General features: G+C 64.7%; 10 protein-coding genes. 5 read left to right on the forward strand and 5 right to left on the reverse strand.

From position 1 onward, the window contains the following. Nucleotides 1-12: 12 nt before the first annotated feature. The 5 genes from C380_RS06800 to C380_RS06820 form a co-directional block, all read right to left on the reverse strand. Entirely contained in the window at nt 13-1,965 is a 1,953-nt protein-coding gene (locus tag C380_RS06800) for a PhoX family phosphatase (RefSeq protein ID WP_043565222.1), read from the reverse strand. Nucleotides 1,966-2,205: 240 nt separating this feature from the next. Beyond that, nucleotides 2,206-2,997 (reverse strand): FecR domain-containing protein, encoded by a 792-nt coding sequence (locus tag C380_RS06805; RefSeq protein ID WP_015013123.1) that lies wholly within the window; start codon nt 2,995-2,997, stop codon nt 2,206-2,208. Next, a complete protein-coding gene (locus tag C380_RS06810) occupies nt 2,945-3,799 on the reverse strand; it encodes a BPSS1780 family membrane protein (RefSeq protein WP_015013124.1) in 855 nt (284 codons plus the stop codon). Before C380_RS06810 ends, C380_RS06805 begins: the two co-directional genes overlap by 53 nt. Nucleotides 3,800-3,950: 151 nt before the next feature. Beyond that, nucleotides 3,951-4,904, reverse strand: a complete 954-nt coding sequence (locus C380_RS06815) for a homoserine kinase (RefSeq protein WP_015013125.1) — start codon at nt 4,902-4,904, stop codon at nt 3,951-3,953. 104 nt (nt 4,905-5,008) lie between these two features. Next, nucleotides 5,009-5,377, reverse strand: a complete 369-nt coding sequence (locus C380_RS06820) for a hypothetical protein (RefSeq protein WP_015013126.1) — start codon at nt 5,375-5,377, stop codon at nt 5,009-5,011. A 52-nt stretch (nt 5,378-5,429) separates the two neighbouring features. Between C380_RS06820 and polA the strand changes: the two genes are divergently transcribed. The 5 genes from polA to C380_RS06845 all read left to right on the forward strand — a co-directional run bounded on the left by polA (nt 5,430) and on the right by C380_RS06845 (nt 11,500). After that, nucleotides 5,430-8,228 carry a DNA polymerase I gene (gene polA, locus C380_RS06825; protein WP_015013127.1) on the forward strand — a complete coding sequence of 933 codons (2,799 nt, stop codon included), beginning with the start codon at nt 5,430-5,432 and terminating at the stop codon, nt 8,226-8,228. A 52-nt stretch (nt 8,229-8,280) separates the two neighbouring features. Then, nucleotides 8,281-8,757 carry a polymorphic toxin-type HINT domain-containing protein gene (locus tag C380_RS06830; RefSeq protein ID WP_015013128.1) on the forward strand — a complete coding sequence of 159 codons (477 nt, stop codon included), beginning with the start codon at nt 8,281-8,283 and terminating at the stop codon, nt 8,755-8,757. Between the two features lie 166 nt (nt 8,758-8,923). Further along, a complete protein-coding gene (gene yghU, locus C380_RS06835; protein WP_015013129.1) occupies nt 8,924-9,829 on the forward strand; it encodes a glutathione-dependent disulfide-bond oxidoreductase in 906 nt (301 codons plus the stop codon). 22 nt (nt 9,830-9,851) lie between these two features. Beyond that, complete coding sequence (locus C380_RS06840) at nt 9,852-10,484, forward strand: glutathione S-transferase family protein (RefSeq protein ID WP_015013130.1); 633 nt, start codon at nt 9,852-9,854, stop codon at nt 10,482-10,484. Nucleotides 10,485-10,570: 86 nt separating this feature from the next. Further along, the gene (locus C380_RS06845) at nt 10,571-11,500 is read left to right on the forward strand and encodes a LysR family transcriptional regulator (protein ID WP_043565223.1); all 930 of its coding nucleotides are present in this window, start codon (nt 10,571-10,573) and stop codon (nt 11,498-11,500) included. Nucleotides 11,501-11,514: the final 14 nt, after the last annotated feature.

The raw sequence follows: 11,514 nt of genomic DNA on the forward strand, positions 1-11,514 counted from the left end.
TTCAGGCTGAGTTCAGGCCTGGTTCAGGCTGGGCTGCTTGGCAGCAGCCGTCAGGTAGCCCACGGCCGCGCCGTTCTTATTCTTGTAGTTGGCCTTGATCATCGGGTCCAGCGTGTCCTTGACCACGCTGTGGATGGCGCCCCAGTCACCGGCGTGCTGGAAGTTGCTCATGATGTACGTCCAGCCGTTGATCTCGTCCACAGCGTGCAGGCCGGTGGACTCGCCGCCTGCTGGGATCGACATCACGCGCGACAGCTGCTTGGTGTCCACGTTGTAGGCCCACAGGAAGTTGTTGACGTGCTGGCTGCTGTCTTCGCCGATGAACAGGGTGCGCATCTTTTCGGAGAACTTGAGGTTGTCCGGGTTGGCGATGTTGTTGGGGTTGGCGGTGTTGCCCAGGGCGTCGGCGGTGATGTCTTCACCGGCCAGCAGCACCTTGGTGTCCACGGGCATCCATTCGCTGTTGATGGTGCCGCCGGCGGTGTCCTTCTGGCCACCCTTGAGGTTCAGCGCCATCACGGCGCCGGCCACCAGTTGCTTGGGCACCGAGATGCCGTTGCCCGGCACGTTGGCTGCGTTGCCTGCCACCATGGACGACTGGATGTTCTGCAGCGCAGAGTAGGCAATCTTGTCCTTGGCGTTGACCGTGGTGCCTTCCATCTTGGTGAAGCCCAGGCTGGCACCCAGGTAGGCGGCGTAGCGGTGGGTTTCCAGGAAGGCCGCGGCCTTTTCCATGCCGGGGTTCAGCTTGATCCACTCGGTCTTGCCGTTCGCCACGATCTTGGTGTAGCTGGCGTCGGCCGGGTCGGTGGTCTTCACGGTCATGATGTCCGTGGGCTTGAGCGTGTTGGCCAGGTTCTCGATCTCGGCGCTGGTGGCCGAGCCCATCTTGATCCAGGTGAGGGGGGCCGCTGTGCCCACCTTGGGGTCGATGGAGAAGCCGCTGCCCACCTTGGCAACGTACAGCGTGCCGGACGACAGGTCTTTTTCCTTGTCGGCCACGAACACGAAGTAGCCGCTGTTGGTGGCGTCGTCGCCCATCAGCGCCGTGCGGTTGTCAGGCATCACCTGCACCAGCTCGTGCGAGATGCGGCCCATGCAGAAATGCTTCTTGATGCTGGCGGTGCCGTCGGGGTTCACCGTCACTTCGGGCATGTGGCCGTAGTGGTAGGGGTTGGCCTTGGTTTCGTCGCCATACAGGTTCTTGCTGTAGGCCTTGAACATGGCGTTGCTGGCAATGCTGAACGCATCGGGTTCGTACTCCTCGCTCGACAGGTGGGTGCCCCAGGGCGACAGGCTGGCGCCGCAGGTGATCCACAGGCCGTGCACCTTGGAGGTGTCCACGTTGTGGTACTTCACCAGGCTCAGCTTGCCGGTGGTCTGGTCCTGGTCCAGCGTCAGCACGGCGATGGGCGAGGGCAGCTTGCCGTACATGTCGGTCTTGCCGTCTTGCGCCCAGGTGGTGTATTCAAACTGCACCACGGCAAACACGGCCTTGCCCTTGAGGCCGGTCACGGTGGGGTTGGCCACGGTCAGCAGCGAGGTGCCGTCGGGCGAGTCCGAGAAGTACTGGCGCTCCTTGCCAGCCACCGTGGCGTCGATGATGGGCTTGTTGTTGATGTCGTAGTAGCCACCCGACAGGATGGTGCCGCCCTTGCCGTCGGACACCATGTCGCCCGTCACGAAGAACGGCTGGTAAGCCAGCTGGTACGAGCGCACCGAGTCGTCGCTGAGCTTGATGTTGAGCGTGGAGCCCACGGTGGTGGTGGCCATGGCTGCGGCGTTGGCCAGGGTGGGGGCTGCCATCGACGTGAAGCTGGCCGACACAAAGCTGGGCGCGGCGGAGTCGCTGCCACCGCAGGCGGTCAGCAGGGCGGCCGAGGCGCTGGCGCTGAGCGGCAGCATGGGAACGCCGGCCAGCAGTTGCAGGGCCTTGCGGCGGGTGGGCATCGTCGGTTGGGTCATTTTCGGGGTGTTTCCAAGTGGGTATGCAAACGGGCATGCCACGCCCTGATCCGACCGGGAGCCTTGTTGGAAAAGGCGTAGTAGGCGGGGGGCATGGAATCCAGCCCGCGATCCTAGGAACGCCCCGTGACAGTGGTTTGACGTTTGTGTGACCGTTTGACGCGGTGCCTTGCGCAGCGCGTGACGCCCGCCCAAGGCGCGCCGCGCAGGCATGGCTGCGCGTGCGCTGCGGGACAGGCCCTAGTCCCGGGAGCCGGGCGGGCCGTAGGAGTTGCCGGTTCCGTAGTTGTTGGCCGGTACGGCCGCGCCACCGCTGCCATCCTTGATGCCCTTGCGGCCCGACACCTGCCACGCGGTGCGCTGGTTGACCAGCCCGGCCAAGAACTCCATCTCTTCGTCCGTGTGGTTGATGGCACCGGCCGGTGTCAGCAGCCGGCCATTGCGGGGTGCGGGCTCGGCCCAGAACGACTGGTGGTAGCTGGACTGGCTCACCAGGCGCTCGCCGCCTGCCGTCAGCTCCACCGTGCCATAACAGTTGCAAAGGTAGCCGCGCTGGTCCTGGTCGGCAAACACCTCGGCGTACACGCCGGTGCCGCGGATGCCTGCGGTGGCCGTGGGCAGCGCAATCTGCCGGTCTGGGCCGCGCCCCCATACCGTCGCCACTGCACCGCTGAGCAGGCGCAGCAGCTTGACGGCGGTGGGTGTGTCGCTCTCCATCGCCATGCGCGAGTTCTGCCGCACCATGAAGGCGCTGTCGCCCACTGAGAACACCAGGCTGGCGCCCGGCCCGGTCTCAATGCGGTCGTTGGCGGTGATGGTGTGCTGCGCCGTCAGGGGCTCGCCATTGCGCAGCACCTCGCCGCGCACTTCCACGATATTGCTGCGCGCCTGCGCATGGGCGGCAGCCCAGCCACCGCCTGCCACCCACAGCGCGGCGGCCTGCACCACGCTGCGGCGCTGGAACCAGACCAGCTCGTCGTCAGAGCGGCCCTGCAGGTGGTGCGTCAGGGGGGCTGGGGGGCGGGGTGTCATGGGGCGCCTCTTCTTGCTGCGGGGTGTAGGGGGGCTCGAAGCAGTCGCGGAAGGTGAAGACCACCGAGGTGAAGAACATGGCCGCCAACATCATGGCAGCGCCCACCATGATGCCACCGGCCATCGATCCCGCAAGCCCCGCCACAGCCAGCAGGGCCGACACGATGCTGACCACCAGCCCGCCCAGCAAAAACACCCCCAGCCAGCCCAGCCCATAGACAAGGAACGCGCCAAAGTTGCGCACGCAGGCCACGATACTGAAGAACAACGCCTTGACTGGTGGCACGCCATGCCAGTGCACGAGGCCCGGTGCATGCCAGAACAGCAGCGATAGCGGCAGGTACAACAGCATCGACAGCCACATGGCGCGCTGGAAGTCCGGGTTCTCGGCAATCTCCCGGGTCATGGGCGCGCCGCCCAGGTACACCTGCGCAAACTGGCCGCCGTCCAGCAGGGCCGACAGCCCCATGATGCCGAGGAAAGCCACCGCATACAGCACACCCAGCGTGAGCATGTCGCGCAGCCTCTCGCGCCCGGTGCGAAACGCCACCAGCAGCACCGTGGGCATCGGAAACCGCCCTTGCGATGCCTGCGCCGCCGCCACCATCATGGCCAGCGTGGCCGACGGCAGCAGTGCGAGGGCAATGGCCGGGCCCACCAGCGGAATCATCGTGGCCAGCGACATCGCCGCCATGGTCATGAAGAACAGCGCAGCTAGCGCCATGGGCTGCCGCCAGAACGCCCGAACGCCGAGCTTGACCCAGGCCATGCCGGTGCGTGCGGGAACGATGTGGAGTTTCATGAATACGTTGGAAAGGAGGAGAGGCTCGCACCGCCAGCTGTGCCCTGGCGCCAACAGGGGGGCGTCGAGCGGCATTGGATGTCGGGTGGGCGAATAAGGCCGAATTTACCCCACCGCCCCAAACCGTTGGCCGGGTCAGGGGTTAGTGGGATCAGCCCGCGTGTACGGGCAGGGCCAGGCGCCCGCGCAGCACGCGCTCGAAGTGCGTGGGGTCGTGCGGCTTGAGCATGGAGGCCTCGCGCGGCAGGTAGAAGTCCCACAGGCGTGAAATCCAGAACCGCAGAGCCCCGGCGCGCAGCATGGCGGGCAGCAGCTCGCGCTCGGCCGTCGTCAGCGGGCGCACGGCCTGGTAAGCGTCGAGCATGCGCGTGGCGCGCTCGGCGTCATGCGTGCCGGTGGGCAGGTCGATGCACCAGTCGTTCAGGCACACGGCCAGGTCAAACAGCCAGGTGTCCACCCCTGCAAAGTAGAAGTCGAAAAAGCCCGTCAGCTCTTCCCCTTCAAACATCACGTTGTCGCGGAACAGGTCGGCATGCACGGGCCCGCGTGGCAGAGCGGCGTAGGCGGAGCTGGCCGCCACATGGTTCTGGTAGGCCAGCTCGGACCGCAGCAGTGCGGCCTGCGCAGCGTCAATGTGGGGCAGCACCACCGGCACCGTCTCGTTCCACCAGGGCAGCCCACGCAGGTTGGGCTGGTGGCGGTCAAAATCGCGGCCCGCCAGGTGCATGCGGGCCAGCATGGTGCCCACGGCAGCGCAGTGCACGCCCTGTGGGGCCAGCTGGCTCTTGCCGCGCAGCTTGTTGACCACGGCGGCGGGCTTGCCGCACACGGTGTGCAGGATGTCACCGTTCTTGTCGGCGCGCGGGTCGGGCACGGGCACGCCGCCGTGCGCCAGGTGCTTCATCAGGTACAGGTAGAACGGCAACTGCTCGGCCGTGAGGCGCTCGAACAGCGTCAGCACGAACTCGCCCTGGTCGCTGGTCAGAAAGTAGTTGGTGTTCTCGATGCCGCCCTCAATGCCGCGCAGCTCCACCAGCTCGCCCAGTTGCAAACGGCGCAGCAACTCGCGCGCCTCGGGATTGGAGACTTCGGTAAAAACGGCCATCGCTCAGGGGGTCGAAGAAAAAAGAAAGAGGAAGGGGCGGGACAACGGGGGCAAGCGGAGGCTTAACTGGCGGCAGCGCAGTGCGCGCGCCACCCTGCAGCCCATCAGAACTTGAACACGTTCCAGACGCGGGGCGCCGTGGTGGTCTCGGCGCCATTGTTGCCGCCAGCGCGGCTGCGCGCGCCGTCGGGCGACTGCACTTCGTAGGCGGGCAAGTTGCCGGTCTTGGGCTGTACCGAGATGTTCTGGGTTTGCCCGCCCACGCGCAGTTCATCCACACGGCTGCCTGCGTCTTCGATCTGGATGCGCTCCGTGCGCTGGTTGCTGCGGCCGGACAGGGGCTCGGGATCGGACAGCGCATCGCGCTGGTTACCAGCGCCTGCGGTGGTGGCAGCAGGGGATGGGGGTGGGGTTTGGGCCAGGGCATTGCCGCAGGCCATGCCCAGCAGCAGGAGAAGGTGAACAGCGCGCATCGGGCGATTGTAGAGCGCCGCCCGGCGGGCGCTGCCCGTGCACAATTGCCGGATGAGCAACAAAAAGACCCTGGTGCTGGTGGACGGCTCCAGCTACCTCTACCGCGCCTTCCACGCCATGCCCGACCTGCGGGCCGTGCCGGGCGACCCTACCAGCCCTGCCACCGGTGCCATTCGCGGCATGATCAACATGATGCAGGCCCTGCGCAAAGAGGTGGTGGCCGACTACGCCGTGTGCGTGTTCGACGCCTCGGGCCCCACCTTCCGCGATGCCCTGTACACCGAATACAAGGCCACGCGCTCTCCCATGCCCGACGATCTGCGCAGCCAGATCGAGCCCATCCACGAAGTGGTGGACCTGCTGGGCTGGAAGGTGGTGGCCGTGCCCGGCGTGGAGGCCGACGACGTCATCGCCACCATGGCCCACATGGCCGCAGCGCAGGGCATTGAGGTTATCGTGTCCAGCGGCGACAAGGATTTGAGCCAGCTGGTCAACGAGCACATCACCATCATCGACACCATGAGCGGCAAGCGCCGCGACGTGGCGGGCGTGACGGCCGAGTTTGGCGTGCCCCCCGCGCTGATGGTGGACTATCAGGCCCTGGTGGGCGACACCGTGGACAACGTGCCCGGCGTGACCAAGGTCGGCCCCAAGACCGCCGCCAAGTGGCTGGAAGAATATGGCTCGCTCGACAACCTGATTGCCAACGCCGATGCCATCAAGGGCGTGGCGGGCAACAACCTGCGCGAGGCCATTGCAAGCGGCCAACTGGCCTTGAGCCGCCAGCTCGTCACCATGAAGACAGACTGCGCGCTGGCCGACTACATTCCCGGCCTGCCCGCGTTTGACGACATCACACTGGATGCGCCCGACAACGAGGGCCTGCTGCCGTTTTACGAAAAGTACGGCTTCAAGGGCCTGGCCGCCGCCATCAAGGGCGCTGCAGCCCCGGCCACAGCAGCCCCCACCGTCGCCATGCCCGGCCAAAGCGGCGACCTGTTCGCGGACCACTCCGCCAGCACCGTGGCCGAAGAAGCCCAGCACCGCACGGTGGTGTACGACACCATCCTCAACTGGGCCGACTTTGACCAGTGGCTAGAGCGCCTGCACAAAGCCCCGCTCACGGCCATCGACACCGAGACCGATTCGCTGGACGAGATGCGCGCGCAAATCGTCGGCATCAGCTTCAGCGTGCAGCCCGGCGAAGCCGCCTACATCCCCCTGCGCCACGAAGGCCCCGATGCGCCCGCGCAGTTGCCGCTGGATGAAGTGCTCGCCCGCCTCAAACCCTGGCTGGAGGACCCCAAGCACCACAAGCTGGGCCAGCACATCAAATACGACCGCCATGTGTTCGCCAACCACGGCATCGAAGTGCAGGGCTACGCGCACGACACCATGCTGCAAAGCTATGTGCTCGAAGTGCACAAGCCCCACAACCTGACCAGCCTGGCCGAGCGCCACACGGGCCGCAAAGGCATCACCTACGAAGACCTGTGCGGCAAAGGCGCGCACCAGATTCCGTTTGCGCAAGTGCCGGTAGACAAAGCCGCCGCCTACTCGTGCGAAGACTCCGACCAGACCCTGGACGTGCACAACGCCCTGTGGCCGCTGCTGCAGGCCGATGACAAACTGCGCTTTATCTACGAGCTGGAGATCGCCAGCAGTGAGGCCCTGTACCGCATCGAACGCAACGGCGTGCTGATTGACGCGCCCACGCTGGCCGCCCAAAGCCACGAACTGGGCCAGCGCATCTTGCAGCTCGAAACCGAGGCGTATGAAATTGCGGGCCAGCCCTTCAACCTGAGCAGCCCCAAGCAGCTCGGCGAAATCTTCTTTGACAAGCTGGGCATGCCCGTGGTGAAGAAGACCGCCACCGGTGCCCGCAGCACCGACGAGGAAGTGCTGGAAAAACTGGCCGAGGACTACCCCCTGCCCGCCAAACTGCTGGAGCACCGCAGCCTCGTCAAGCTCAAGGGCACCTACACCGACAAGCTGGCCCAGCTGGCCCTGCCACGCACCGGCCGCGTGCACACGCACTACGCGCAGGCCGTGGCCGTCACAGGCCGCTTGTCCAGCAACGACCCCAACCTGCAGAACATCCCCATCCGCACGCCCGAAGGCCGCCGCGTGCGCGAGGCCTTTGTGGCCCCTGCGGGCCGCGTGATTGCGAGTGCCGACTACTCGCAAATCGAACTGCGCATCATGGCCCACCTGAGCGGCGACCACTCGCTGCTGCACGCCTTCCACGCCGGGCTGGATGTGCACCGCGCCACTGCTGCCGAAGTGTTTGGTGTGGAAGTGGACCAGGTCACCAGCGAGCAGCGCCGCTACGCCAAGGTCATCAACTTTGGCCTCATCTACGGCATGAGCAGCTTTGGCCTGGCCAAGAACTTAGGCATCGAAACCAAGGCCGCAGCCGCCTACATCGACAAATACTTCCAGCGCTACCCCGGCGTGAAGCAGTACATGGACGACACCAAGGCCGCCGCCAAATCCATGGGCTATGTCGAAACCGTGTTTGGCCGCCGCCTGTACCTGCCCGAAATCAACTCCCCCAACGGCCCCCGCCGCGCCGGGGCCGAACGCGCCGCCATCAACGCGCCCATGCAGGGCACGGCGGCCGACCTCATCAAGCTGGCCATGGTGGCGGTGCAGAAGGAGCTGGACGCCCACAAGACAGATATCAAGATGATCATGCAGGTGCACGACGAACTGGTGTTCGAACTGCCCGAGAGCGAAGTGGACTGGCTCAAGACCCACATCCCGCGCCTGATGGCGGAAGTGGCGGCGCTGAAGGTGCCGTTATTGGCGGAAGTGGGGGTGGGGGCTAATTGGGATAAGGCGCATTGAGCCCACCCATGCTCAAGCTCTGCAAATTAATTTAATGAGAGTGAGACCTGATATGAGCGACCCTGATTTTGGATTTGCCGCTGGAACCTTGGTCCGTACGAAGGAAGGCTCCAAACCGATCGAAGATGTCAAAGTGGGTGAGTGGGTCCTGACATTTCCCGATATGCAGACACCGCCAAGCAACAAAAGGGAGGAAAGCGAGTACATCTTCGCAAAGGTCGCGGAAGTCTGGCGTATTCCAGAAAGTTCTCTATCGAGGTTGCTGATTGATCACTTGGCCAATAACCAGCGTGATGAAATTTTTGCGACGCCCAACCAACCCATCTATTTGGCGAACCATGGTTGGGCAAAGTTACAAAGCCTGAGGGCTACAAGCACGTTGGAGAACTATTACTTCGGGAATTTGATGGTGGCCAGGAACTACGCTGACGCGAAGCCTGGGGTTGCCTATAACCTGTCGCTGGACACGCATCACACGTTTTACGTCGGTGTCCATGGCGTTTGGGCGCACTCGTGCAGCATCGACTGACCCGCTTTCCCTTGTTGATTGAGAGGTTTCCCCTCTCAAGCCAGACTGAGGCAGCGTAGCCGGCGGAATGCCCGCCATTGCAGGAGCCCCGGCGCGACCTCTTTTGCTCTCGCCGTCCGGCAACCGCAAGTCAATCGCCCCTTCTAACTTCATTTGGGAGTCCTTGATGTCTGAACCTACCTCCTACATCCCCCCCGCCATCTGGCAATGGAACAAAGCAAACGGCGGCCAGTTCGCCAGCATCAACCGGCCGATCGCCGGAGCGACGCACGATAAAGAGCTGCCTGTGGGCAAGCACCCGCTGCAGCTGTATTCGCTGGGCACGCCCAATGGCGTAAAAGTCACTGTCATGCTGGAAGAGCTGCTGGCGCTGGGCCACAGCGGGGCGGAGTACGACGCGTGGCTGATTCGTATCAACGAGGGGGAGCAGTTTGGCAGTGGGTTCGTGTCTGTGAACCCCAACTCCAAAATCCCCGCGCTGCTGGACCGCACCGACCCCGCCAAACCGGTGCGCGTGTTCGAGTCCGGCGCCATCCTGATGTACCTGGCCGAGAAGTTCGGTAGCGCCTTCTTGCCCAAGGAGGGCGCGGCGCGGGCGGAGTGCCTGTCGTGGTTGTTCTGGCAGATGGGCAGTGCGCCGTTTGTGGGCGGCGGGTTTGGGCATTTTTATGCCTACGCGCCGGTCAAGATTGAGTACGCCATTGACCGCTATGCCATGGAGGCCAAGCGCCAGTTGGATGTGCTGAACCAGCGCCTGGCCGTGACCGAGTACGTGGCGGGCGATGAGTACACGGTGGGAGACATTGCGATCTGGCCCTGGTATGGCTTGCTGGTGAAAGGGCAGGCCTACAACGCTGGCGAGTTTTTGCAGGTGCACGAATACACGCATGTGGTGCGCTGGGCCGAGCAAGTAGCCAAGCGCCCTGCAGTGCAGCGGGGGCGCAAGGTGAACCGCGTGCAGGGCGACCCGGCCAGCCAGTTGCGCGAGCGGCATGACGCGAGCGACTTTGACACGAAGACGCAGGACAAGATCGAGGCTGCGGCAGCAGCAGATTCTTCACCCGCACGCTGATTGTTTTTTGCAAGGCGTCTCCATGATCACCCTATACGACTGCTCCACCGCCCCCAGCCCGCGCCGTGCGCGCATCCTGCTGGCAGAAAAGGGCGTGGCCCACGACACCGTGCAGGTGGATCTGCGCAATGGCGAGCAACTGGGCGATGCCTACCGCCAGATCAACCCGCAGTGCACGGTGCCTGCGCTGCGCGCGGAAGACGGTTTGCTGTTGACCGACAACGCGGCGATCACGGCGTATGTGGAGGCGCGCTACCCGCAGCCTGCACTGCTGGGCGAGACGCCTGCAGAAAAGGCCGAGATTGCGAGCTGGAACTGGCGCATGGAGTTCGAAGGCCTGCAGGCCATTGCCGAGGCGCTGCGCAACAGCGCGCCCGCGATGGCCAACCGGGCCTTGCCCGGCGCGGTGGACTACCCGCAAATCCCGGCCCTGGCCGAGCGTGGGCTGGTGCGTGTGGGGCAGTTTTTTGCCCTGCTCAACGAGCGCTTGGCAGACCGCGACTTCATCGCCACTGACCGCTTCAGCGTGGCCGACATCACGGCGGTGGTGGCGGTGGACTTTGCGCGTGTGGTCAAGCACAAACCGGGCGAGCAGCACCCAAACCTGTTGCGCTGGCGTGCGGCCATGGCGCAGCGGCCGTCGATGTCGCTCTAACTATCGCGCTGCTCAAGCACCCGTTCTAGTCGCAATGGGTGGATGCAAGGATTGCGCATCGGGCCTGTTCCTTGCATTGTTAGTTGATGCGCCTTCGCCACATAGAAGTTTTCAACGCCGTCATGCTCACCGGCAGCGTGAGCGCGGCGGCCCGCCTCATCAACGTCACGCAGCCTGCGGTCAGCCGCATCCTGGCGCATGCCGAATTGCAGCTGGGCTTTCCGCTGTTTCACCGGCTCAAGGGCAAGCTGGTGCCCACCACCGAGGCGCAGACGTTGTACCCGCACATCGAGCGCCTGTTCACGCAGTTGGATGATGTGCAGCGCCTGGCCAACAGCCTCAAAAGCGACCGGCGCGAAGGGGAGTTGCACATCCTGAGCGTGCTGGCGTTGAGCTACGAGGTGCTGCCGCGCGCATTGCGGTTCTTCAGGCAAAAGCACCCGGATGTGCAGGTCACCATCGATGCGCTGCACTCGCCCCAGATCGTCTCGGCACTGGTGTTGCAGGAGGCGGATGTGGGTTTTGTGTTCAGTGCCATCGCACACCCCGCGTTGACGCAAGAGCATCTGGCCGATGGGCGCATGGTGTGTGTGGCGCCCAAGGGCATGCTGGGTACTGCGCTGGTGGCGGCCGGTGTGGTGCACCTGGCCGACCTGGCAGACACACCGGTGGTGCGGCTGGATGTACGCGACCCTATCGGCACGGTGGTCAACCACGCGTGCCGCGAGGCGGGTGTGGGCCTACAGACAGCGTTCACGGTGCAGACCTACCATGCGGCGCTGGCACTGGCACACCATGGTCACGCGGTGGCGCTGGTGGATGCCTGCACGGCGGCATCGGCCGACCGCAGCAAAGTGGATGTGCTGGCGCTCGCGCCGCACATTGCCGTGCCCATCAAGTCGCTGCGCACCGTGAACCGGCCCAGCTCACTGCTGGCCAGTGCCATGACGCAATGCATGCGCCAGGCGGTGGCAGAGACGCTGGAAGCGGTGGGCCTGCAGCCTGAGGTGGAATGAACGCTCCCCCCGCC

This window comes from Acidovorax sp. KKS102 (assembly GCF_000302535.1).
GTDB lineage: Bacteria > Pseudomonadota > Gammaproteobacteria > Burkholderiales > Burkholderiaceae_C > Acidovorax.